Genomic DNA, 23618 nt, shown 5'->3' with positions numbered 1-23618 from the left:
GGACGTCATTCCCGATAGGCGACCAGCCGGGCCGCGCGCGCCAGGATGACGTCCAGCGCCATGCCGGTCAGACCAATCAGCAAGATCGCGGTCAGGATGTTGGAGATCGAGAGATTGTTCCACTCGTTCCAGACGAAGTATCCGATGCCGGTACCGCCAACGAGCATCTCGGCTGCGATAATAACGAGCCACGCGATACCGATCGAAATCCGCATGCCGGTCATGATCGTGGGCGCGGCCGCGGGCAAGATGACCTGAAACGCCTTGCGCAACGGGCTGACCTCAAGGGTCGCGGCAACGTTCAGCCATTCCTTCCGCACGCTTGCGACACCGAAAGCGGTATTGAGCAGCATGGGCCAGAGCGCACAGATGAAGATCACGAAGATCGCTGAAATGCTGGAATCCTTGATCGTGTAGAGCGCGAGCGGCATCCAGGCCAAAGGCGAAATCGGCTTCAGGATCTGAATGAAGGGATCCAGCGCGCGGTGGATGAGCGGCGACATGCCGATCACGAACCCCAGTGGAATCGCGACGATTGCCGCAAGAAAATAGCCAAGCAGCACGCGTCCCAGCGAGTAGCCGAGCTGAATGCCAATGCCTTGGTCGTTGGCGCCATGAACATAGAACGGATTTTTGATTTGTCCCCAGAGCGTCGAGACAAAATCGGCTGGCGTCGGAAAGCCGGTCTTTTGTCCTTCGGCAGCGGCGCCGGAAACGAGAGCAGCGTATTCAGGATCGACTGTTGTCGCGACGCTGGCGGCCGGCGCCGTTGCGAGCTGCCAGACGCCAACCAGCAGGGCGAGGATGACAAGCGATAGGCACGCTGCGCGTATGCCAAGAGGAAACTTCGGCAGGCCTCCGCGCTCTTTGCGCCGGAAGGAAGCGGCGGAGTCGGCTATATCTGTCGTGGCCATCTTCAAAGTCTCCGTGGGAGTTCCCGCGCAGCATTAGCGGGAGATTGCGTGTCTACGGTGAGCGGCAACGTCATGCGGCGAGCTTGGCGACGCGTTCGCTTCCGACCCATTGTTCCATGATCAGCGCACTTGCGTCATCGCGCAGGATGCGCCACTCGCCATGGGCCGAGATCCATCCTTCAAGCACGATCGGCGTCGATCGCGTCTTCAGGCGAACGGTCGGCGTTTTATGAACGTAGCCCTCGTGCTCATGTCCAAGGATAGCTTTGGCAATTGCCTCCGCCTGGCCGCGGATCGGCTCGATATAGCGGCATGGCGCGCCGCCGATGGTCACGCAGTCTCCGAGCGCGTAGACGTGCGCAGCGCTCGTTCTCATCGTTTTCGGATCGACGATGACGCCGCGGTCGAATGCAATGCCGCCGCTGCGCGATAGCCGCTGCTCCGTTGCCAAGCCGGTAGCGGCGACGACATGGTCGGCTGCGATCGTGTCGCCCTTCATGGTCGCAACGAGCAGTTTACCGTGGGTACTTCGTGCGACGCGTTTTACAGTCTGTTCGCCCAGGAACGTCACGCCGACGCTTTTAAGCCCAGCGGCAAGCCGCGAGGCAGCGGGCACCGGTAAAAAGGGCCGCATTGGCAGATTGTCCGGCGCCAAGAGCGTGACGTGATGGCCTGCACGCGCAAGATCTTCGGCCAATTCGCATCCAACCATTCCAGCGCCAACGATGACGACACGTTGAGGACCGGTGGAGAGCGCGCGATAAAGGCCGCTCCACGCGGTAAGATCGTTGATGCGCCAAACGAGCTCCGGCGGCAAGCAATCGGGCGCTGCCGAGCGCGCTCCTTGCGCGAGAATGAGATCGGTAAAACGCAGCGTGCCGCGCGTGGTCCGCAGCATTCCGAGATTTGGCGACAGACCGACTGCATAGGTCTGCGGCAGCAACTGAACGCCAAGGCGCGCGGCTGCCTCGCTGCCGGTTTCTCGCGTCAGGCTTTCGGGCGTCGCACCACGCGTCAATGCAATTGAAAGCTCAGGCTTATAATAGACATCCCCGCTGCAGCCGGTAACGACGGTAATCGGAAGCGTGCCGTCGTGGGCGCGAATGGCTTCCGCCGCTGCCCATCCGGCAGCACCCGCGCCGACGATGACGACGCCTGTTTCGCGCGACCGCACCGCAGTCGATGCGGGCATATCCGTAATCGCACGCGGCACGTAGGGATCGAAATCAACCTTGGTGACGTTACAGATCGGGCATTCCCAATCGTCTGGAATGTCCTCGAAACGCGTGCCCGGCGGAAGTCCGCTGTCGATGTCGCCCTCGGCTTCGTCGTAAATCAATCCACAGACGCGGCAGATGAAACGCTTCCACGGCCCGCGGCCGTCGGTTGGTTCGATCGATCGTGTTTTGGTGGTCATGGTTGCGCTTCCGTTGGCTGCACGTCTTTCGACAGGCGTTCCATCTCGCGCCTCAGATGCTTGATCGCTGGGGTGACGATAGCAACGAAATGCGCTTCCCGGATGCGGCGCTGAGGCGCGGCCGACATCAGATAGCCGCGCGCGCCCTGATGCATCAGCGCCGACTGCGTCGCCCGCAACGCCAGCTCCGCTGCTTGCGCGCGGACGTCGATGACATCCAGAAGAAAGTCTTTCGATCGTTCGAATGGGGTTTCGATAAGCTTCGATGCGCGGGTCGAAAGCTCTTGAAACTCCGCTACTATGTCTGCCGGACGATCGGCAAGATACTGATTGACGTGACCAAGCACGCCTTCGACGTCCAGCATCGACTCGATCGCGCCGTCAATGACGCCGAGTCCCATCCCGAACTGCAGAAGAATGAACGCCCCTTGAATCTGTCCGATAAACGGGCGCGCGGGATCGGCAATCAAATCCGACTCGTCGATGAAGACGTCCGTCAGTCGCACACTCCACGTGCTCGTGCCTTCCATACCCGAAAATGCCGGGCACTCCCGCAACTCGACGGGCTCGTCGCAGCGGAGCACGAACATGATCTCGTGCAATGGGGCACCAAAACCATCGAAGACTTGCGCGATCGCGCCAAAATATTGGCCGCGCCCGATATGGCTGACCCACGGCAGCGTGCCCGAAACGCGATATCCACCAGGAGCACGCACGGCCTTCAGCGCCATTGGCTCGATCCCGGCGAAGGCCTTCATGGGGTTCGACAGGCCGGTGCCACCGAAGGTCTCGCCCATCGCGTGGGCGGAAAGCATTCGGTCGGCTAGCGATCGGTTCGGCGACTGATCGAGATAGAGACCAAATACGTCGTGACACCACGTCAGAAAGCCGGTCGAGCCGCACGACTTGCTGACGGTCCGCATCGCCTCGATGGCGACGCCGAAGCGCTCACCGCCGCTTTTGAGGTGCGCCGAAAAAGCTCCGGCCTCGCCCAAGGCGCGCATCATGTCGAGAGGATAGCGTCCTTTGTCGATGGCGTTGGCCTGGTCGCGCAAAGGGCCTTCGGCAATCGTGCGCGTGCGCGACAGAATCTCGTCGTCTGGCCGCGCACTTACGGGTGGAGCTGCATCGCCGCTCGGCGCGTTCTTTTTTAACGCGAGGACAGTCTGCATGGTGGAACTCCCGCTGAGGAAATGGGGAAGAGACCGGGCCACCGGTCTCTTCATCGGCAATCAGTCGGCGACTGCGATCTTGAACGGGATCGGGTTGCGCATCGTGTTGGCGACCGGCGAGAAATAGTTCGCGTGACGCACGATTTCCGCGAGCTCTTCGCGGCTGGCGTCGCCCTCGACGTCGACCGTGACGCGGATCTCTTGGAAGCCCATCTGCGACGGTTCACGCTCGGCACCGCCTGCACCCCATGCGGCAGGGTTCCCGATGTCGCCTTCAAGTTTCAGCTCAAGTTTCGACAGCCGCACGTTCTTCCAGGTCGCGACGGCCGTGATGCCGACGGCAAGGCAGCCGCCAAGCGCTGAGAGCACGATCTCGCCCGGAGCTGGAGCGGTGTTCTGACCGAAGAGATGCAGAGGCTCGTCGACGACGACTGGCGTGTGGTCGCCGACATAGCTGAGCGTGCGGTATTGGCCTTCGCACACCGTCTTGACGACATTGGTGCCGCGGGAGCCGGGGTTGTTACGGCCCTTTTCGGCGAATGCCATCAGGCCGTCGCGGTCGATCGGCCGAAGATAGGTTTCGATGGTCTTGGTCTGGGCAGAGGCGGTCATGCTGTTTCCTCGGTTCTCGTGGATTGACGGTCTTTCCGTCGCCTTCGAGGGGATATCCGCAAGCCACGTGCCAAGACCGCAAGTAATCGTACACAACTAAAAATTCATAAACATATTCAATTTGTTAGCTTGACTGTGGCGCCATATCTGGCGCATTTCAAATGCGCCTCTCTCGCCAACAATTTGTCGACAATGTCGACGGTCTTTTTGCTTGGCGGATTGGCATGCGAGAGGAGTTCTAGATGGCTGCCCCCAGCCATGGCCAAGGCGCTGACAAAATGTCGACGAAGGTCGACAAGAGGCAGGGGCTGGCTACCCGGTCACAGCGTCGCCCTCACCTAGTCAATTGATTCTGCGCGTCTATTTCAAAACTCCAGGCCTTGGCACAGCTGTTGCGAAGCGCCGATCCATGCAACAACTGGGGTGCAATATGGATAAAGACAAAGTGCCAGGCGGTCGAAGCGGATGTTCGTGCGGGGGGCACGACGATCAAGCCGCGCATGACATTGCGACATCGGGCCAAGCCAGCGCCCTTGAGCGAACGACTGAGCGCGCACTTTTCAGAGCTGTGTTTCCCAATCCACTGGAGCGGCGCAACTTCCTGAAGGCTGTCGGCGCGACAACGGCTGCGGCCGCACTCAATCATCTCTTTCCGGTCAAGGCCGCGGCCGAAGCGCTGGAAGAAACCGGCAAGCCGGAAAAGACCGACCTCAAGATCGGATTTCTTCCGATCACCTGCGCAACGCCGATCATCATGGCCGCGCCGATGGGCTATTACACCAAACAGAAGCTCAACGTGCAGCTCATGAAGACGCCGGGTTGGGCGATCGTCCGCGATAAGACGATCAACGGCGAATATGACGCGGCGCATATGCTGGCGCCGATGCCGCTCGCGATCTCACTCGGGCTCGGATCGACGAAAGCACCGTTCGTTTCGCCCGCAATCGAGAACATCAATGGTCAGGCCATTTGTTTGGCCAACAAGCACAAGAACAATCGCGATCCGAAGAACTGGAAGGGCTTCAAGTTCGCAATACCCTACGATTTCTCAAATCATAACTATCTGCTGCGCTACTATCTGGCGGAGCACGGCATCGATCCCGATACCGACGTGCAGCTTCGTTTGGTGCCGCCACCGGAAATGGTCGCCAACCTGCGCGCCAACAACATCGACGGCTTCCTGGCACCAGATAACCTCGTCCAGCGCGCCGTATACGACGGCGTAGGCTTCATCCACATTCTCTCCAAAGAGATATGGGACGGTCACCCCTGTTGCAGCTTCTCGCTGTCGCGCAAGATGATCGCTGAGACGCCGAACACGTCCGCAGCGTTGCTGCGCGCCATCATGGAGGCGACGGCGTATGCGCAGAAGGCGGAAAATCGCAAGGAGATCGCTGCGGCCATCGCACCAACGAACTATTTAAATCAGCCGCTGACTGTGGTCGAGCAGGTATTGACTGGGACTTACGCTGATGGTCTCGGCGGCGTTAAAAAGGACCCGGCTCGCATCGCATTCGATCCGTTCCCTTACGAAAGTTTCGCCGTCTGGACGCTGACACAGATGAAGCGCTGGGGCCAGATCAAGGGCGATGTTGACTATCAATCGGTCGCGCGCGAGGTCTACCTTGTGACCGATGCGGCGAAGGCCATGAAACAAGCAGGTTTGACGCCGCCACAAGCAACGACAAAGACGTTCAGTGTCATGGGCAAGCTGTTCGATCCCGCCAAGCCGGACGAATATCTGAAGTCCTTTGCAATAAGTCGCGCCGGGTGAAACGCTCGATCCGCGATCTTTCGGCACTGGACGCCCGCGCCGCATCGTCGGCGCGGGCGATTTCGCGTTATGAAAGGTCCGGAGATGCAATCGAAAGCGTTATGACGGCGAGCGAGAAGAAATCACAACGCGAGAGCAGCAATTTCTGGCGGGCTCAGGAGCTTTATCTGATTCAGGAAGTCGCGAACCTGATCGGGAAGGGGCTCTACTTCGATCAGGTTGCGCGCGGGGTGCTGCACCTGCTTTCGGAGATGCTTGGGCTGAACCGCGGCCGCATCGTGCTGAAGTCGCCTGACGAAGACATCTACCGCATCGCTTATTACTACGGGTTGACGTCCGCAGAAGCTGCGCGCGGCCGATATGCACTCGGCGAAGGCGTCACGGGTTACGTCATTCAGACCGGCCAACTCATTATCGTCCAGGATATTGATAAAGACCCAAGCTTTCTTGGCCGCGCGGTCGAACGCAGCAAGTTGCCGGAAGGCGTCGTCTCGTTCTTTGCCTGCCCGATCCGCGTCGAGGACCGCACCGTCGGTGCGCTCGCCTGTCACAGGATACGCCATAGGGATCGTCCGCTGCAGGACGATGTTCGCATTCTTAAAATTCTCTCTGCGATCCTCGGTCAATTTCTAACGCTCAACGATCGCATTGATCGGCGGATGCGGGCCATCGAGGCGCGCGATGCAGCGTCGGCACCGGCCGGCGACAAGGCAACACATTACGGCATTGTTGGACGCTCGCCGGCACTGCTGCGCGCGATCTCGCAGATCGAGCAGGTCGCGGACGCCACCGCGAGCGTTTTGCTGCTTGGCGAGTCAGGAACCGGAAAAGAGCTTTTCGCCCACGCGCTACACGTCGCCGGGCCGCGAAAAGACAAGCCGTTTATCAAAGTCAATTGCGCAGCCATTCCCGAAACACTGTTTGAATCGGAGCTTTTCGGGCACGAGCGCGGCGCCTTTACCGGCGCGAGCGAAGCCCGCATGGGTTGGTTCGAGCAAGCCAACGGCGGCACGATCTTTCTCGATGAGATCGGCGAGATGCCGCTGCTCATGCAGACTAAGTTGCTGCGTACGCTGCAAGAGGGAACAGTCGTCCGCTTGGGCGGTAAGCGGGAGATCAAGGTCAACATGCGCGTGGTGGCGGCCACCAATCGCGATCTTGCCGGAGCGGTGGAGAGCGGCGACTTTCGCGAGGACCTTTATTACCGTCTTAACGTCATTCCTATTCTTCTACCGTCGCTCGCGCAGCGTCAGTCCGATATTCCCGAACTCGTCCGTCATTTTTTGAGCCGCGCGAACGTCGCGAACAAGCGGGAGGTCGCGTTGACCGCCGACGCGATGCATTATCTCGTCGAACAGCCGTGGCCGGGAAATGTCCGTCAACTGTCGAATTTCATCGAACGTCTCGTTCTTCTCGCGAGCGCACCAGTTCTCGGACGTGTCGAGGTTTCCGCCTTGTTGACCGATCGCGTCTTCGATATCAGTCCGCCGAGCGAGCGCCATCAGACGCGGCAACCGATGTCATCCGTGATGCCCGTTCGCCCCTATCTTCCGGCTGCGTCGCACGGACCAGACGATCTGAAACGGGCGCTCGAATTCTCCGGGGGTAACAAATCGCGAGCCGCGCAACGGCTCGGTTTGACGGAGCGACAGTTCTCGTATCGGCTTCGCAAGTTCAAGGCCGAAGGCACGAAATTCTAAGTCGACAAACTTTGACATTGTCGACACTTTGTCTTGCAGACAATGCCGGCCATCGCGAAAAGCTCACTGATAAGCGCCTGAATTCAGGCATTACAAGCTGCCGCCACTTCGGCCAAAATTGGCACATCGATTGCAACCTCCCTCTCTCAGGCGACGGATGAACCGGGGGGTACAGCATGAACGCCATCACAGAGATCACCGCTCTCGATAGCCGAGAGTCGGTTGATCGCCCGCTACTGCCTCTCGACAACGAGCGGATAATCGACACTGCCGCCAGACACAAATCGAAGCATGGAATCTGGACGCGGAGTCGATCATTGAAACGAGCTACCGAACTTCTTTGCATTGCCGTTATCGCAGGAGCGTGTGTCGCCGCGGCTACCCCGTCTCGGGCAGCCGACCTTGGCGGTGATTGCTGCGCGGATTTGGAAGAACGCGTTGCCGAGCTTGAAGCGACGACGGCGCGCAAAGGCAACCGCAAGGTCTCGCTGACGATCTCAGGCTATGTGGCTCAAGAGATGACCTGGTGGGACGATGGTGCTGAAAGCAACGTCTACCTGCACGGCCTCGGCCCGACGCAGGCCACGCATGTGATCTTCAACGGCAAGGCGCAGATCCTGCCTGGATGGACCGCCGGCTACCTGATTCGCATCCAGAACCTTGCGGATAATCCGTTTGGCCGCAACGCCTCGACCGGCGACGCCATGAACCAGAACTCGGCGGACTTCAACCAAGGCCTCAATGTCCAGATGTCGTTCTGGTATTTGAAGAGCGACCAGTTGGGCAGCTTGAGCGTCGGCCGTCAGGCGAACGCTTCAAAAAGCGCGGCGATGTTCACGGACAAATCCGGCACGCAGGTCATCGACAACTACACGTTCTTCGACGGCTTTCCGCAGTTCAAGCTGCGCCAGAAGGGCGGCGGCTATGCACCAGGCAACATGACGTGGGGGCAGCTGTCTTATTGTTATTCGCAGGATGCGCCGATCGGCGGCGATTGCGATGGCATCGTGATGAACGCGGTGCGCTATGATTCACCTGTGTTCGGCGGCTTCTCTGTCTCGGCGAGTTGGGGCGAAGACGACGACTGGGAACTTGCAGCGCGCTATGCCGGCAAGTGGAACGACTTCAAGGTCAACCTTGGCGTCGGCTATTCTGAGAACTCTGATGAGCGCATCAGCGGCACGGCAGTCTTGACCTCGAAGGACAGTCAATACTTCCAGGCCGGCGGCTACATCGAGCATATGCCGACGGGTCTGTTCTTCCACGGCGCGTACGGCCGTGAGGACAACAACGACGCAAAGCTTGTGAACGGCGCGACCGCACCCGACAGCCATCACTGGTACATCAAGTCGGGTATTCGCCGGAACTGGACGCCGCTGGGTGCGACGATCGTCTATGGCGATTATGCCGAATACGATGACCAGCTTGGACCGGCTGCGCTGGCGCTTGGCGCCACGGGGAGCTCGTTCCAGCGTTACGGCGGTGGCATAGCCCAGGAGATCGACGCAGCAGCGATGACGGTCTACGTCAAATATCAGCACTACGATGCGGATGTGTCGGGTGTGTCCAGTCTATCCGACCTCGAAGGCCTCGACCTCGTCAGCTTCGGTGGACTGATCAATTTTTGATCGAAGCTTTCTTCCGCAACTTCGGCGGAATGCCAGCGAGCAGCTAAATCCCGGGCTGCTCGCGGGTGCTTGATGAACTCCAGGCTATCAAGGTCAATGCCGTATGCGCGATCTTTCATTCCGATGAGTGCGGCTCAGTTTACCTTCACGACCTCGGGCGGACTCCAACTCCCATCCAGAATCGAAGGGCTCGTTTCCTTAGGCCAATACATCCGCAGCATCGGCAGGAACGCACCTTTCGGAGCCGGGAGCCAATTGGATTCTTTATCGGCGCCCGGCGATTCATTCTGGAAGTAAAGCGTAACGGAGCCGTCGGGATTGGCCTTTAAATCGTTGCGCGGGCTGACCGTAAATTTATTCAGCGCATTCGGTACGAACCACCACCCTTGATCGATTTGGTACATCGTGATCGACCAGAAACCGTTGACCGGCGGCTCCTGGCCCTTTGCAAACGTCAGCGTATATTTGTCCGCGCCGCTGAGCGGCTGTCCGGCGTTGTCGACCTCCGTATAAGGATAGACGGCGTCAGCCTGCAAATTGGCCGGCCATCCAAAAGCCGCAACGAGCGCGCGCTTCATGTAGTCGGTGCCATATGCACCAAGCCCCTTGGTGAAGATCCATCTCTTGACCTCCACTCCCATCGCAGCCTTGTTCGCGCCGATTTTATCGAGCGCCTGCTGCGGCAACGCTTTCAACGCTGCCTGAACATTGGGATCGAGATTAGCCAAGCTGAATGTCTTGCACGGCTCGATGCCGATTTTCGCCATCTCTGCGAGGATAGGCGCATCCTCAGCCGCTGGTGGCGCATCCTTACACATCAGCCGCGCCATCATGTTGAAGTAGCCTTCGGTTCCAAGGCCAAGAATGACGTCCTGTGGTTTGTCGGTCATGGAGAAGCCCGGATTGGGATCCACCGGCGGGGCCACATACGTGTAATCAGCGCCGACCGCCGAGAGCGGCCGCAGGTCGTACTCAGCCTGCAGAGCATTCACGGCTTTGTAGTCGGCCTCGCTTCCGTCTGCATACGTCCGTCCGAGAATCAGCATGTAACGCGTGGGAGATTTGATCTCCGTCATGCCGGACGGCACCTCGCCTTTCCATCCCGGGCCGGTCAGCAGGAATTTCTCTGCTGCGCCGCCCGTCGTGCGGGTGCCGGGTGAATGGATCACAGGCATCCAAAGACTATACATGGGAAACAGATAGTATCGCTTCCCCATATCCGGATGAGAGAAAACGGTCGGACCTTTTTCCAAATCTATCCAGGCGAGAGAATAAAGCGTATCGGCATTCGGCGCTGATACGCCGCGATAGTCCGCGGGCGGATAACGCGGAATGTTAACGAACTTGCCCATCGGCCCCCGCGTGCCGTCGGGCTTGTCAACGTTCGTCATTTGAACGCGCGTAACTTCCGTCGTAATTAGCGAATATCCATAAATATACGCATCCATCGCAATCGCTTTGGACTCATCCACCGTCAAGGCGTGAGCGGCGCATGAAAAAAAAGCGGCACTCATGAGAGTCGCCGACGCAATTTTAAATTGATTTTTTATTGTCACGCTGTCTCTCCATTTCACATTTTTCCAGAGAGAGTACGGTGCGAGCGGAGTAATAATTCGCTTTATGCGCCAGACGGTGTAAAATAGCTAAGGTCCGCTTGTTTGAATCGCTGCTCGCATGATCTCAAGCTTCCCGCTGGTGCGCGCGTCCGATATCGCGCCGTTCGTTCGATGGGTTCAAAAAAACGGACGGTCGCTCGACGACGTGCTCGCGTGCGGAGGGCTATCAGCCCCGCCTTGGGACGCAACCTCCCGCCCGATTTCCCTGATCAAAGCTCTTTCAGTAATGCGGATGCTGTCCCTACAGGAAGGACCCGACATCGCGACGCGCGTCGTGACAGACACGAGCATTCTCGATCTCGGAGAGCTGGGTCAGCTCATGCTTGGCGGCAGGACGCCGCGCGAGGCACTCACTCTTGTCTGTGAAGCGATGCCCCGTCATTGTACACACGAATTTCTAACGATCACGTCTGCCGCCGAAGGAGCGTTCATTCGTGAGGAACTCACTCTCGATGTGGACGATGTCACGCGGCACACTGTACAACAATACCTGGCCGCACTGATCCGTTCACTTTGTAAAATGACGGGTTACGCAGGCGAGCCGCTCAGCAAAATCGAGATCACGCCGCATCCGGAATTCGGCTTGTCGCATCTCAACGGGTGCCTCGGACCACACCCGACGCCGAGCGACACGAATGCGCTCACAGTCTTTATATCTGACGACGTTCTGGATCGGCCGTTCCCCAGTTCCATCCGGAAGTTTGGAGGCGATTGGCCTAAAGATCATTGGGATCCGCTCTACAGCGCAAACAGTTTCGCGTGTACGGCGCGGGCATTCATCGATTTCATGCTCGATGATGGCGAACCGACCGTTGAGCGGTTTGCCGAAGCGAGTGGCTTCAGCGTGCGAACATCGCAGCGGCGACTTGCGGCCGAAGGCACGAGCTTTTCGGATCTTCTGGATGAAGCGCGAAGGGCGCGCGCGCTCGTTGCTTTGAGCGGTTCTTCGAAATCGATCACCCACGTTGCCGCGGATCTAGGATATTCCGGGCAGCCCTCTTTCGTCCGCGCCGTCCGCCGGTGGACGGGCGTATCGCCGCGACGGTATCGGAACAGCGCCGTTTGAGCAGACCGGCCCGACGCGAATTTCTGTGCAATTAACGGTCCGTCGTCCGACCTTGTCGCGACCCTAGTTCCGGCCCTGAGAATTTGCAGGCAGTTGACCGCGCGCGGAAATCGTGTACCCGAGACAGTCTTCTTGGTGGACACGGGCATGCACGCAGGGCCGAAACGACTTTCCATCTTGGTCATAGATGAAAACCGTCTGCGCGCCTCGGTCATCGAAGCGGGCCTGCGGGAAGCTGGCTATGATCACCTCACCGTCGTTCACGACGTCACGGGAATTGCGCGCCGTATTTCCGAGATCGAGCCGGACGTCATCGTCATCGATCTCGAAAATCCCAACCGCGATATGCTCGAGAACATGTTCCAGCTTTCTCGTGCCGTGAAGCGCCCCATCGCGATGTTTGTCGACCGTTCGGACAGTGCCTCGATCGAGGCGGCGGTCGAAGCGGGGGTATCGGCGTACGTCGTTGACGGACTGAAGCAGGAGCGCGTTAAGCCGATCCTCGAAATGGCGATCAGTCGCTTTAACGCCTTCTCGCGCATGACCCGGGAACTTGAAGAGGCGCGTTCGGAGCTTGAAAACCGCAAGCTCATCGACCGGGCGAAGGGTATTCTCATGACGACGCGCGGTCTCTCCGAGCCCCAGGCTTACGCCTTGCTGCGCAAGACCGCGATGAACCAAAATAGAAAGCTCTCCGAAATCGCCGAAAGTTTGATAACGGCAGCCGGGCTTCTCGCCCCACCCGACGAGGAGGAGTGACGATGGCGAGCCTTTATCAGATCACTGCCGGGTTCATGCCGCTCCTCGACAGCGCGGTTCTCCTAACCGCAAAGGAAGTGGGTTTTGCCGAGGCCGAGGAGATCGACCTGACGCTCGTGCGCGAGATGTCGTGGGCCAATATTCGCGATCGGCTGGCGGTAGGGCATTTCCAGGTCGCCCACATGTTGGCGCCGATGCCAATTGCCTGCAATCTTGGCCTGACACCGCTGGCGGTTCCAACCATCGTTCCGATGGCGCTCGGTCTGGGCGGCAACGCGGTTACCGTGTCGAATGCCCTGTGGGACGCGATGGCAGCTAACGGCGCAAAGGCTGACTTCGATCCTGCGACGAACGGCAAGGCTCTAAAGGAAGTCGTTCGCACGCGCACGGCCCAAAACAAGACGCCGTTGCGGTTCGCGGTCGTCCATCCACACTCAGGGCATAACTACGAGCTTCGCTATTGGCTGGCCGCCTGCGGCATTGACCCATCGCGCGATATCGAGATTATCATCGTGCCCCCGCCGTTGATGGTGGACGCTCTCGCGAGCGGCACGATTGACGGCTATTGCGTCGGCGAGCCGTGGAATTCTGCCGCGGCTCTCCTTGGGCAAGGCCATATAGCGACCGTGAAGGCCGCCATTTGGCGGTCGAGCCCCGAGAAGGTTCTCGCCGCCGGCGCGCACTGGGCGCAAGAGAATCCTGAAGCGCTGTCCGCCTTGTTGCGCGCGCTGCGTAATGCCGCCCAATGGTGCGCAGACACGCGCAATCATAACGATCTAGCGCGCATTCTGGCCGAGAAGATATACGTCGCTCAGCCTATCGAATGGATGCTTCCTGCGTTGCTAGGCCAGTTGCCTGTCGGCGGAGAACGCACCGTCGCCGTCTCGGATTTCTTTGTACCGTTTGCTAAAGCAGCGACGTTCCCTTGGAAGAGTCATGCGCTCTGGTTCTATTCGCAGATGGTTCGTTGGGGGCAGGTGCAGCACAGCGCGGAGCATGCAAAAATTGCGCGCGAAACGTATCGGCCAGACCTTTACCGTGTCGCGCTGAAGCCGTCTGGCATTGCGCTCCCGGTGGCGAACGCGAAGGTCGAAGGAGCGCTGACGGCGCCCACTCCGGTCGGTTCATCCGGCGCGAGCCTGGTGCTCGGGCCGGACGGGTTCTTCGACGGCGGCTTGTTCGATCCCGACAAGCTCGACGCCTACATCGCAAGCCAGAAGCGGTGACGATCCCCGACCTGCGTCAAACGTGCGCTGCACAAATTTGCGGCCGACGGGTCGTGAAATTGCTGAATGTTTGGACTTGCGAAGTGTTCGCTACTGCCGCAATCCTGGCAGGGACTCGAGTTGAAGGTTTGTAATTTCAGCTCGCCTAAGCAGCGTGATTTCCGCGCTTAGGGTTTCATCCGCGTCCAATGACGGGCGCTCAATAGGCAAAGCTGCCGTTCAAGCCTTCCTACCCTCTTTACCGAGGGTGCGAGCGCTTGGCCGGCAGCTTTTTTGTTTTTGGCGCCACGACCGGGAGCAATCGATGCGCACACAGGAAAGTTCGGGATTATCGCTGTCCACGGCCGAAGGGCGCGCCCTTTGGATTTCGACGATCGCTTTCACGGCCTGCTTCGCAGTCTGGACGATCTTCGCGATCATCGGCATTCGCATCAAGGCGCAGCTCGGATTGAATGAAACCGAGTTCGGCCTGCTGGCGGGAACGCCCATTCTGACGGGCTCGCTCGCCCGCATCTTCCTCGGCATCTGGACCGACCGCTACGGCGGACGGGTCGTGTTCACGCTCAACATGATCGCCGCAAGCATTGCGACGGCGCTTCTCGTTTTCGCGCACACCTATACGCAAATGCTTGTCGCGGCGCTTGGCGTTGGTCTGGCGGGCGGCTCATTTGCGGTCGGTATCGCCTACGTCTCGCGCTTCTATCAATCCGGACAGCAAGGCACCGCACTCGGTATCTTCGGCGCCGGCAACGTCGGCGCGGCCGTCACCAAATTTCTTGCCCCGTTCGCACTTGTCGCCTGGGGCTGGCATGCCGTCGCGCTGATCTGGGCGGCTGTACTGGCGGTGATGGCCATCGTCTTCTGGTTTGCGACGACCGACGACCCGGTCACCGCCGAGCGCCGACGCACAGGCGAAGCGCCAAAGGCGTACGCAATGGAACTCGCGCCGCTGAAGGATATCCGCGTTTGGCGGTTTTCCTTCTACTACTTCTTCACGTTCGGCGCTTTCGTCGCCCTCGCACTCTGGCTGCCGCGTTACCTGATCGGCGTCTATGGTTTCGACATCGAAACCGCTGGCATGATCGCTGCCTCCTATTCGATTCCAGCAAGCATCTTCCGCGCTTACGGCGGCGTCCTGTCGGATCGCATCGGCGCCCGTGCCGTCATGTACTGGTGCTTCGGCGTATCCGCCATCGCGACGCTAGCTCTGTCGCTGCCGCCGACCGACTACGTCATGCACGGCACCCACGGGCCGATCTCCGCGCACTTCGAGATCAGTCCCTTGATATTCGTCGGGATCGCGATGGTGCTCGGGTTCTTCATGAGCATCGGCAAGGCCGCCGTCTATAAGCACGTCGCGACATACTATCCCGACAACGTCGGATCAGTTGGCGGCCTCGTCGGCATGATCGGCGGGCTGGGCGGTTTCGTTCTCCCGATCGCCTTTGGCTTTCTTAATCAGGTGACGGGGCTTTGGACGAGCTGCTTCATGCTGCTGTTCGTCATCGTCGTCGCCCTGTTCGTCTGGATGCACGTTTCGATCCGACGCATGGAGCGCGAAGGCGTCTCCCCGAAATCTGCAACCAATACCGACAGCGCCCTGGCCCAAATCGCAGGCTAGGCATAAGAGCGGGAACAACAGTCATGACGGAAAAACTCGTCATAATCGGCAATGGCATGGCGCCTGGGCGGATGCTTGAGCATCTGTTCGAGACATCGCCCGGCCGCTACGCCGTCACGATTTTTAACGCCGAGCCGCGTGTCAATTACGATCGCATCATGCTCTCTCCCGTTCTTTCCGGCGAGAAGAGCTATGAGCAGATCATCATTCACGGCGACGGCTGGTACATCAAGAACGGCATCACGCTCTACAAGGGCCACAAGATCGTCGCTATCGATCGCGACGCCAAAACCGTGATGTCCGATCACGGCGTCGTCGAATCCTATGACAAGCTCGTCATCGCGACGGGGTCGGTGCCGTTCATTCTGCCGGTGACGGGTCACAATCTGCCCGGCGTCTTGAGCTACCGCGATCTGGATGATGTCAACGCCATGCTGCTGGCGGCGCAGTCGCGGGCCAAGGCGGTCGTCATCGGCGGCGGCCTCTTGGGGTTGGAAGCTGCGGCAGGTCTTGAAGCACAAGGCATGGACGTCACCGTCCTGCATTTAATGCCGACGCTGATGGAGCGCCAACTCGATCCAGCGGCAGGTTATCTCTTGCAGCGCGCGATTGAAGACCGCGGCATCAAGGTCATCTGCAAGGCCAACACGAAAGCCATTCTCGGCGACAGACGTGTCGAAGGTGTCGAGCTTGCCGATGGTCGTATCATTCCGGCGACGCTCGTCGTCATGGCGGCCGGTATCAAGCCGAATGCCGGGCTCGCAAAAGAAGCCGGTCTCGCCACCAATCGCGGCATTCTCGTCAACGCCGGCATGCAGACATCCGATCCTGATATTTATGCCGTCGGCGAATGCGCTGAAGTCGGTGGGCACGTCTACGGCCTCGTCGCACCGCTTTACGAAATGGCGCGCGTGGCAGCGGCCCACCTCGCAGATGAAAAAAGCATGGCGGCGTTCGTCCACAACGACACGCCGACGAAGCTCAAGGTCACCGGTATCGAGCTTTTCTCGCTCGGTGACTTCGCTGACGGTGAAGACCGGCACGAGATCGTCCTGCGCGATGCTTCGGCTGGTGTTTACAAGCGCATCATCCTGAAGGACAACCGCATCATTGGTACCGTCCTTTATGGCGAAACCGCCGATGGCGCGTGGTTCAACGACCTGAAGAAAAAGCAGGTCGATATCTCCGACATGCGCGACACCTTGATCTTCGGCCAGGCCTATCAGGGAGGAACGCCCCTCGACCCTATGGCGGCCGTTGCAGCCTTGCCCGATGACGCAGAAATCTGCGGCTGCAACGGCGTGTGCAAAGGCAAGATCGTCGGTGCCATTCAGGAGAAGGGCCTGACGTCGCTCGATGACGTCCGCGCTCACACCAAAGCTTCTGCTTCGTGCGGCTCGTGCACGGGCCTCGTTGAGCAGCTTATGTCTCTGACGCTCGGGGATGCCTACAACCCGACCGCCGTGCAACCGATGTGTGGATGCACAACCCTCGGCCATGACGATGTCCGCCGATTGATCAAAGCGAAAAGCCTGAAGAACATTTACGCCGTCATGCAGGAGCTAGAGTGGACGACGTCGTGTGGCTGCGCCAAGTGCCGGCCGGCGTTGAATTACTATCTCGTCTGCGACTGGCCCGGCGAATACGCCGACGACTATCAATCGCGTTTCATCAACGAGCGCGTGCACGCGAACATTCAGAAGAACGGCACCTATTCGGTCGTGCCGCGCATGTGGGGCGGCGTGACGAGTGCGAATGAGCTGCGCGCCATCGCTGACGTCGTGGACAAGTTCAATATCCCGACCGTGAAGGTAACCGGCGGCCAGCGCATTGACATGCTGGGCGTGAAGAAAGAGGACCTGCCCGCTGTCTGGGCCGATCTCGGCAAAGCGGGCTTCGTCTCGGGGCACGCCTACGCGAAAGGTCTGCGCACTGTGAAGACGTGCGTCGGCACGGACTGGTGCCGCTTTGGTACGCAGGATTCGACCGGCTTCGGCATCCGCATCGAGAAATTCATGTGGGGCTCGTGGACGCCCGCGAAGGTCAAGATGGCCGTTTCGGGCTGTCCACGCAATTGCGCCGAAGCAACCTGCAAGGACGTCGGCGTGATCTGCGTCGACTCCGGCTACGAGGTTCATTTTGCAGGTGCGGCCGGTCTCGACATCAAGGGCACGGAAGTTCTGGGTCTTGTCAAAACCGAGGACGAAGCCCTCGAAGTCATTGTTGCGCTCGTGCAGATGTACCGTGAGCAGGCGCGCTATCTCGAACGCATCTACAAATGGGCAAAGCGTGTCACCATCGACGAGATTCGTCGCCAGGTTCTCGATGATACCGAGAAGCGCCGCGGCTATTACGACCGCTTCGTCTATTCGCAGAAATTTGCACAGGTCGACCCGTGGTCGGAACGCGTTTCCGGCCTGCACAAGCATGAGTTCAAACCGATGGCAACCATCGGCATGGCAGACGCGGCGGAGTGATGGACATGAGCTGGGCATTGATCGGCAGCATCACCGATGTTCCGCGGCGCGGCGCACGCTGTGTCGAGACACCGCAAGGCAAGGTCGCGGTCTTCCGCACGGCAGAAGATCGCATCTTTGCTATCGAAGATCATTGTCCGCACAAGGGCGGACCGCTGAGTCAGGGCATCGTCCACGGTGCCGCCGTAACATGCCCGCTGCACAACTGGGTCATCTCGCTCGAAACCGGCAAAGCGCTCGGCGCCGATGAAGGCAGCGTGCGGACGATACCGGTCAAGGTCGAAGGCGACCAACTCTTTATTGCCTTGGCTTCCGAAGCCAAAGCGCATCGCGCGGCGTGAGGCAAATATCGATGGCCATGCCTCAGCCAACAAAGACGACGTGTCCGTACTGCGGCGTCGGCTGCGGTGTGCTTGCGGAAGCGTCGGTCGACGGCACGGTCGCGGTGAGCGGCGATCCGGATCATCCGGCGAACTTCGGCAGGCTGTGCTCGAAGGGTTCGGCGCTTGGCGAAACCGTCGCTCTCGATGACCGCCTGCTATATCCCGAAGTGGGCGGTCGGCGCGTGAGCTGGAACGCGGCGCTCGAACTCGTCGCTTCTGGTTTTTCCAAGACGATCGCCAAGCACGGTCCGGACTCGGTCGCGTTTTATGTCTCCGGCCAGCTTCTCACCGAAGACTATTACGTCGCCAACAAACTGATGAAGGGCTTCATCGGCTCGGCGAATATCGACACGAATTCTCGGCTGTGCATGGCCTCGTCGGTCGCCGGGCACAAGCGCGCATTCGGCACCGATACCGTGCCGGGCTGCTACGAGGATCTCGAATGCGCGGACCTCATCGTGCTCGTCGGCTCGAACCTCGCGTGGTGTCATCCGGTTCTCTATCAGCGCATCGTCGCAGCGAAAGAGAAGCGGCCGAGCATGAAGATCGTGCTGATCGATCCGCGTCGAACGATGACAGCCGATCTCGCCGAGATGCATTTGCCGATCAAGCCCGACGGCGACGTCGCGCTGTTCGTCGGCCTGCTCAATCATCTGGCTGATGTGGGCGCAATCGACGACGCCTTCGTTTCCGCACACACATCGGAGTTCGAAGGCACCCTCAACACTGCGCAATCTGTCGATGCGCTGACCATCGTTGAGCGAACCGGGCTGTCGAACGCACGGCTTAAGGACTTCTTCGACATCTTCGCGCGCACGGAAAAAGTGGTCACCATCTTCAGCCAGGGTGTCAATCAGTCGTCCTGCGGCACCGACAAGGTCAACGCCATCATCAATTGCCACCTCGCGACGGGCCGCATTGGTAAGCCAGGCATCGGGCCGTTTTCCGTTACAGGCCAGCCGAACGCCATGGGCGGTCGCGAAGTTGGCGGTCTGGCAAACACGCTCGCCGCTCATATGGAATTCGACAGGGTAGGCGACTGCGACCGCGTCCAACGCTTCTGGCAATCTCCGGTGATCGCGGCAAGGGCCGGCCTCAAAGCCGTCGATATGTTCCGCGCCGTCGCCGATGGACGCATCAAGGCGATCTGGATCATGGCGACGAATCCCGTCGTCTCGATGCCGGATGCAGGCGACGTTGAAGACGCCCTGCGCAACTGCCCGTTCGTTGTTGTCTCGGACGTCATCGCGAAGACAGACACGGTGCGCCATGCTCATGTCACGCTTCCAGCCGCGGCATGGGGAGAGAAAAGCGGCACCGTCACCAATTCCGAGAGACGCATCTCGCGACAGCGCAGTTTCCTGCCGCTACCCGGCGAAGCACAACCCGACTGGTGGATCATGTGCGAAGTCGCAAAGCGCATGGGATTCGGGGGCGCCTTCGCGTTCCAATCGCCGTCAGAGATTTTCGCTGAGCATGCGGCGCTTTCTGCATTCGAGAATGAAGGCACCCGCGATTTCGATATCGGCGCATTCAGCGATATTTCCGGGGATGATTTCGACGCACTCGAACCGTGTCAGTGGCCTCGCCGGAGAGGCGAGAGTTCCCGCATCCGTTTCTTTGCGGACGGAAACTTTTTCACGCCCGATCGTAAAGCACGCTTTGTCGCGACGAAACTCGAGAGCGTGTGGCGCGAACGTTCAGCTTTTCCGCTGACCCTCAATACCGGTCGCATCCGAGATCATTGGCACACGCTGACGCGCACCGGCAAAAGTCAACGCCTGTCGCAGCACTACGGTGAGCCGTTCGCCGAGATCCATCCAGATGACGCAAAGCGTCACGGTATTGCAGATGCCGATCTCGTTCGCGTTTCGACGGGCTCTGCGGCTGTCCTGGTGCGCGCGTTGATTTCGGCGCGCCAGCAACGGGGCTCGATATTCGTTCCGATGCATTGGACGGATCAGTTCGCTTCGAAGGCACGGGTCGATATGCTCGTGCCTTCTATCGTTGACCCGATCTCGGGTCAGCCGGCTGCGAAGAACGTTGCTGTCCGTATCGAGCGCTTCGTCGCCGAAACATACGGCTTTGCGGTTCTTGCCCGCAAGCCCGAGCAAATCAATGCGGAATACTGGGCACTTGCCAAGTGTGACGGCGGCTGGCGCATCGAGCTTGGCTTTGCGTCGGGACGCGAAGATTGGGCCGCGTTCGCCAACGCGCTTTTCGGTTCGTCGTCGGACGCCGATACGATCGCCTTTCACGACTGCCAAAGTGCACGCTACCGCTTCGCTTGCTATCGCGATGAAACGCTGTTGGGCGCTGTTTTTCTCGCACCGGAGCCGGTGGCCGTGTCCCGCGATTGGGCCGTTGCGCAACTCGCGACAGCACATCAGCGCGCTGCCCGATTCAAGATCATCGCCGGTCGTCCGGGCGCTGGCGGTGCCGACAAGGGCGCAACGGTCTGCTCGTGTTTCGGCGTCGGCGCCAATGACATCGCAGCCGCCGCGCGGCGCGGCTGCCGCACCGTTGCAGAGATCGGAGAAACGCTGCAGGCCGGAACAAATTGCGGCTCATGCCGTGCCGAAATCAAAACCATTATCGAAGCGCAGAACCTTCAGGCAGCGGAGTGAATCTTTGAAGCGAGCAAGCAAATATCTTTCTGTGATGCTGGCGTTTGGTGCGTTGCTGAGTTTCTCTACCCCGTCTCGGGCAGCCGACCTTGGCGGTGATTGCTGCGCGGATTTGGAAGAACGCGTTGCCGAGCTTGAAGCGACGACGGCGCGCAAAGGCAACCGCAAGGTCTCGCTGACGATCTCAGGCTATGTGGCTCAAGAGATGACCTGGTGGGACGATGGTGCTGAAAGCAACGTCTACCTGCACGGCCTCGGCCCGACGCAGGCCACGCATGTGATCTTCAACGGCAAGGCGCAGATCCTGCCTGGATGGACCGCCGGCTACCTGATTCGCATCCAGAACCTTGCGGATAATCCGTTTGGCCGCAACGCCTCGACCGGCGACGCCATGAACCAGAACTCGGCGGACTTCAACCAAGGCCTCAATGTCCAGATGTCGTTCTGGTATTTGAAGAGCGACCAGTTGGGCAGCTTGAGCGTCGGCCGTCAGGCGAACGCTTCAAAAAGCGCGGCGATGTTCACGGACAAATCCGGCACGCAGGTCATCGACAACTACACGTTCTTCGACGGCTTTCCGCAGTTCAAGCTGCGCCAGAAGGGCGGCGGCTATGCACCAGGCAACATGACGTGGGGGCAGCTGTCTTATTGTTATTCGCAGGATGCGCCGATCGGCGGCGATTGCGATGGCATCGTGATGAACGCGGTGCGCTATGATTCACCTGTGTTCGGCGGCTTCTCTGTCTCGGCGAGTTGGGGCGAAGACGACGACTGGGAACTTGCAGCGCGCTATGCCGGCAAGTGGAACGACTTCAAGGTCAACCTTGGCGTCGGCTATTCTGAGAACTCTGATGAGCGCATCAGCGGCACGGCAGTCTTGACCTCGAAGGACAGTCAATACTTCCAGGCCGGCGGCTACATCGAGCATATGCCGACGGGTCTGTTCTTCCACGGCGCGTACGGCCGTGAGGACAACAACGACGCAAAGCTTGTGAACGGCGCGACCGCACCCGACAGCCATCACTGGTACATCAAGTCGGGTATTCGCCGGAACTGGACGCCGCTGGGTGCGACGATCGTCTATGGCGATTATGCCGAATACGATGACCAGCTTGGACCGGCTGCGCTGGCGCTTGGCGCCACGGGGAGCTCGTTCCAGCGTTACGGCGGTGGCATAGCCCAGGAGATCGACGCAGCAGCGATGACGGTCTACGTCAAATATCAGCACTACGATGCGGATGTGTCGGGTGTGTCCAGTCTATCCGACCTCGAAGGCCTCGACCTCGTCAGCTTCGGTGGACTGATCAATTTTTGAAGCCTGAAATTCGGATCGGCGATAGCTGAGGACTTCTTCATGCAATCAGATGCGACGACGTTTTTGCAACCGGAGGCAAGTCCGGGACGGTTGTCATTGCTCAGAATGTTCGGTTTGGCTTTAAAGGCAGCCGTCGCGCCGGTTGCCTCAATGCTGAAGGGGTCAGCAGCGAAGATCGGCTCGGCAACAAAAGGCGACAAGTCGCGCGGTTGCGTTACGCTGGTCGGCGCGGGGCCTGGTGATCCCGAGCTTCTGACGATCAAGGCGTTGCGAGCCATAGAAGCAGCGGACGTCATTCTATTCGATGCGCTTGTGTCTGACGCCATACTCGAATTGGCGCCGCGACACGCCGAGTTGATTTGCGTTGGCAAAAGAGGCGGACGGCCGAGCTGCCGCCAAGACGACATCAATCGGCTGATGGTCGAATACGCCAGCGCGGGCAGTCATGTCGTTCGCCTGAAAGCCGGAGATCCCGCGATCTTCGGAAGGGCAGGAGAGGAAGTATCGTATCTTGCAGCAGAAGGTCTGGAGGCACGGATTGTACCCGGCATAACAGCGGCATCGGCGATGGCTTCCGCATTCGGAATTTCGCTGACGCATCGCAATCACGCAAAATCAGTACGCTTCGTGACGGGGCACTCGAAAAACGGCGGTCTGCCGGAAGATCTCGATTGGCAGGCGATCGCCGATCCTTCGGCGACGACGATCTTCTATATGGGCGCGCCTCTCGCCGCAGAAATCTCCAAGCGCCTCATCGCGCTCGGGATGTCAGAGGATACACCCGTTGGTGTGGCGTCTTCGCTCAGTCGTCAAAATCAGAAGGTTGCGCGCGGTCAGCTTAAAGAGCTTGAAAGTGTTGTTGAGACGTTCGATCGCTCGGAACCGCTCGTACTTGGTGTCGGATCGGTATACGCGGGAACGGAACCGCTAACCGCATCTTCCCTGTCTCGGAGCGGATGCGCGGCTGTTTGACCGCGAACTTTGCCTAGCAAAATCATTTTCCAAAGGGAGCCTTGATCGGGCGACGCTATACATTATGCAAAAATGTATAATGTCGATCCGAGGCGGGCGTTGTCGAGACGCGTTGCGAGGCGAAGCAGATCTTCTATCGTCCGACGGAAAAAAAACGCGCTCCTCGTTCAGGCGCTCTATCGAATTTTCTGCAGCCCAGAGGCGCGGGGTTAAACCTCATCCGTGAGCCCGATGCGCCGCCGATGGTCGGCGGCTTCATTATTAACATAAATGCGTTCGTTCGTGGGGCCGAAAGTCTTAGGGCGTCCTTCGCTTAGCGCAGCGCGAAACGTATCGAGC

17 protein-coding genes are annotated in these 23618 nt (G+C 59.5%); 12 read left to right on the top strand and 5 right to left on the bottom strand.

Annotation, left to right across the window (positions count from 1 at the left end; translation table 11 throughout):
• Positions 1 to 5 precede the first annotated feature (5 nt).
• The 4 genes from ntrB to HYPMC_RS18420 all read right to left on the bottom strand — a co-directional run bounded on the left by ntrB (position 6) and on the right by HYPMC_RS18420 (position 4115).
• Positions 6 to 914: a nitrate ABC transporter permease gene (gene ntrB / locus HYPMC_RS18435; RefSeq protein WP_013949585.1), complete on the bottom strand. Its 909-nt coding sequence runs from the start codon at positions 912 to 914 to the stop codon at positions 6 to 8.
• Between the two features lie 70 nt (positions 915 to 984).
• Positions 985 to 2331 carry an FAD-dependent oxidoreductase gene (locus HYPMC_RS18430; RefSeq protein WP_013949584.1) on the bottom strand — a complete coding sequence of 449 codons (1347 nt, stop codon included), beginning with the start codon at positions 2329 to 2331 and terminating at the stop codon, positions 985 to 987.
• A complete protein-coding gene (locus HYPMC_RS18425; RefSeq protein WP_013949583.1) occupies positions 2328 to 3503 on the bottom strand; it encodes an acyl-CoA dehydrogenase family protein in 1176 nt (391 codons plus the stop codon). Before HYPMC_RS18425 ends, HYPMC_RS18430 begins: the two co-directional genes overlap by 4 nt.
• 60 nt (positions 3504 to 3563) lie before the next feature.
• Positions 3564 to 4115: an OsmC family protein gene (locus tag HYPMC_RS18420; RefSeq protein WP_013949582.1), complete on the bottom strand. Its 552-nt coding sequence runs from the start codon at positions 4113 to 4115 to the stop codon at positions 3564 to 3566.
• A gap of 430 nt (positions 4116 to 4545) precedes the next feature.
• Between HYPMC_RS18420 and HYPMC_RS18415 the strand changes: the two genes are divergently transcribed.
• From HYPMC_RS18415 to HYPMC_RS18405, 3 genes are all read left to right on the top strand, one after another.
• The gene (locus HYPMC_RS18415; protein ID WP_013949581.1) at positions 4546 to 5889 is read left to right on the top strand and encodes a CmpA/NrtA family ABC transporter substrate-binding protein; all 1344 of its coding nucleotides are present in this window, start codon (positions 4546 to 4548) and stop codon (positions 5887 to 5889) included.
• A 101-nt stretch (positions 5890 to 5990) separates the two neighbouring features.
• Complete coding sequence (locus HYPMC_RS18410) at positions 5991 to 7589, top strand: sigma-54-dependent Fis family transcriptional regulator (RefSeq protein ID WP_041301111.1); 1599 nt, start codon at positions 5991 to 5993, stop codon at positions 7587 to 7589.
• A gap of 176 nt (positions 7590 to 7765) precedes the next feature.
• Positions 7766 to 9217: a porin gene (locus tag HYPMC_RS18405; RefSeq protein ID WP_013949579.1), complete on the top strand. Its 1452-nt coding sequence runs from the start codon at positions 7766 to 7768 to the stop codon at positions 9215 to 9217.
• A 134-nt stretch (positions 9218 to 9351) separates the two neighbouring features.
• Here HYPMC_RS18405 and HYPMC_RS18400 read toward each other — a convergent pair whose 3' ends face one another.
• Entirely contained in the window at positions 9352 to 10608 is a 1257-nt protein-coding gene (locus HYPMC_RS18400; protein WP_244420922.1) for a DUF1254 domain-containing protein, read from the bottom strand.
• A gap of 283 nt (positions 10609 to 10891) precedes the next feature.
• Between HYPMC_RS18400 and HYPMC_RS23430 the strand changes: the two genes are divergently transcribed.
• The 9 genes from HYPMC_RS23430 to cobA all read left to right on the top strand — a co-directional run bounded on the left by HYPMC_RS23430 (position 10892) and on the right by cobA (position 23279).
• Positions 10892 to 11899 carry a helix-turn-helix transcriptional regulator gene (locus HYPMC_RS23430; RefSeq protein ID WP_013949577.1) on the top strand — a complete coding sequence of 336 codons (1008 nt, stop codon included), beginning with the start codon at positions 10892 to 10894 and terminating at the stop codon, positions 11897 to 11899.
• Between the two features lie 147 nt (positions 11900 to 12046).
• The gene (locus HYPMC_RS18390) at positions 12047 to 12658 is read left to right on the top strand and encodes an ANTAR domain-containing response regulator (RefSeq protein ID WP_013949576.1); all 612 of its coding nucleotides are present in this window, start codon (positions 12047 to 12049) and stop codon (positions 12656 to 12658) included.
• A gap of 2 nt (positions 12659 to 12660) precedes the next feature.
• Positions 12661 to 13884: a CmpA/NrtA family ABC transporter substrate-binding protein gene (locus HYPMC_RS18385; RefSeq protein WP_013949575.1), complete on the top strand. Its 1224-nt coding sequence runs from the start codon at positions 12661 to 12663 to the stop codon at positions 13882 to 13884.
• Positions 13885 to 14188: 304 nt separating this feature from the next.
• Entirely contained in the window at positions 14189 to 15505 is a 1317-nt protein-coding gene (locus HYPMC_RS18380) for a nitrate/nitrite transporter (protein ID WP_013949574.1), read from the top strand.
• A 23-nt stretch (positions 15506 to 15528) separates the two neighbouring features.
• Positions 15529 to 17982, top strand: a complete 2454-nt coding sequence (nirB, locus tag HYPMC_RS18375; protein WP_013949573.1) for a nitrite reductase large subunit NirB — start codon at positions 15529 to 15531, stop codon at positions 17980 to 17982.
• Positions 17982 to 18323 (top strand): nitrite reductase small subunit NirD, encoded by a 342-nt coding sequence (nirD, locus tag HYPMC_RS18370; protein WP_013949572.1) that lies wholly within the window; start codon positions 17982 to 17984, stop codon positions 18321 to 18323. Before nirB ends, nirD begins: the two co-directional genes overlap by 1 nt.
• Before the next feature lie 11 nt (positions 18324 to 18334).
• Positions 18335 to 20992 carry a nitrate reductase gene (locus HYPMC_RS18365; RefSeq protein WP_013949571.1) on the top strand — a complete coding sequence of 886 codons (2658 nt, stop codon included), beginning with the start codon at positions 18335 to 18337 and terminating at the stop codon, positions 20990 to 20992.
• 4 nt (positions 20993 to 20996) lie between these two features.
• Positions 20997 to 22307: a porin gene (locus HYPMC_RS18360; RefSeq protein ID WP_013949570.1), complete on the top strand. Its 1311-nt coding sequence runs from the start codon at positions 20997 to 20999 to the stop codon at positions 22305 to 22307.
• Positions 22308 to 22346: 39 nt separating this feature from the next.
• The gene (cobA, locus tag HYPMC_RS18355) at positions 22347 to 23279 is read left to right on the top strand and encodes a uroporphyrinogen-III C-methyltransferase (protein ID WP_013949569.1); all 933 of its coding nucleotides are present in this window, start codon (positions 22347 to 22349) and stop codon (positions 23277 to 23279) included.
• Positions 23280 to 23618 lie beyond the last annotated feature (339 nt).

Source organism: Hyphomicrobium sp. MC1 (assembly GCF_000253295.1).
Lineage (GTDB): Bacteria > Pseudomonadota > Alphaproteobacteria > Rhizobiales > Hyphomicrobiaceae > Hyphomicrobium_B.
Note: the sequence above shows the minus strand (reverse complement) of the source record. Positions and strands in the feature narration are given on the sequence as shown.

What these genes read in the sequence shown, in the direction of transcription:
- ntrB (WP_013949585.1), bottom strand. Translation starts at nt 914, where the DNA reads ATGGCCACGACAGATATAGCCGACTCCGCCGCTTCCTTCCGGCGCAAA.
- HYPMC_RS18430 (WP_013949584.1), bottom strand. Translation starts at nt 2,331, where the DNA reads ATGACCACCAAAACACGATCGATCGAACCAACCGACGGCCGCGGGCCG.
- HYPMC_RS18425 (WP_013949583.1), bottom strand. Translation starts at nt 3,503, where the DNA reads ATGCAGACTGTCCTCGCGTTAAAAAAGAACGCGCCGAGCGGCGATGCA.
- HYPMC_RS18420 (WP_013949582.1), bottom strand. Translation starts at nt 4,115, where the DNA reads ATGACCGCCTCTGCCCAGACCAAGACCATCGAAACCTATCTTCGGCCG.
- HYPMC_RS18415 (WP_013949581.1), top strand. Translation starts at nt 4,546, where the DNA reads ATGGATAAAGACAAAGTGCCAGGCGGTCGAAGCGGATGTTCGTGCGGG.
- HYPMC_RS18410 (WP_041301111.1), top strand. Translation starts at nt 5,991, where the DNA reads ATGACGGCGAGCGAGAAGAAATCACAACGCGAGAGCAGCAATTTCTGG.
- HYPMC_RS18405 (WP_013949579.1), top strand. Translation starts at nt 7,766, where the DNA reads ATGAACGCCATCACAGAGATCACCGCTCTCGATAGCCGAGAGTCGGTT.
- HYPMC_RS18400 (WP_244420922.1), bottom strand. Translation starts at nt 10,608, where the DNA reads ATGACGAACGTTGACAAGCCCGACGGCACGCGGGGGCCGATGGGCAAG.
- HYPMC_RS23430 (WP_013949577.1), top strand. Translation starts at nt 10,892, where the DNA reads ATGATCTCAAGCTTCCCGCTGGTGCGCGCGTCCGATATCGCGCCGTTC.
- HYPMC_RS18390 (WP_013949576.1), top strand. Translation starts at nt 12,047, where the DNA reads ATGCACGCAGGGCCGAAACGACTTTCCATCTTGGTCATAGATGAAAAC.
- HYPMC_RS18385 (WP_013949575.1), top strand. Translation starts at nt 12,661, where the DNA reads ATGGCGAGCCTTTATCAGATCACTGCCGGGTTCATGCCGCTCCTCGAC.
- HYPMC_RS18380 (WP_013949574.1), top strand. Translation starts at nt 14,189, where the DNA reads ATGCGCACACAGGAAAGTTCGGGATTATCGCTGTCCACGGCCGAAGGG.
- nirB (WP_013949573.1), top strand. Translation starts at nt 15,529, where the DNA reads ATGACGGAAAAACTCGTCATAATCGGCAATGGCATGGCGCCTGGGCGG.
- nirD (WP_013949572.1), top strand. Translation starts at nt 17,982, where the DNA reads ATGGACATGAGCTGGGCATTGATCGGCAGCATCACCGATGTTCCGCGG.
- HYPMC_RS18365 (WP_013949571.1), top strand. Translation starts at nt 18,335, where the DNA reads ATGGCCATGCCTCAGCCAACAAAGACGACGTGTCCGTACTGCGGCGTC.
- cobA (WP_013949569.1), top strand. Translation starts at nt 22,347, where the DNA reads ATGCAATCAGATGCGACGACGTTTTTGCAACCGGAGGCAAGTCCGGGA.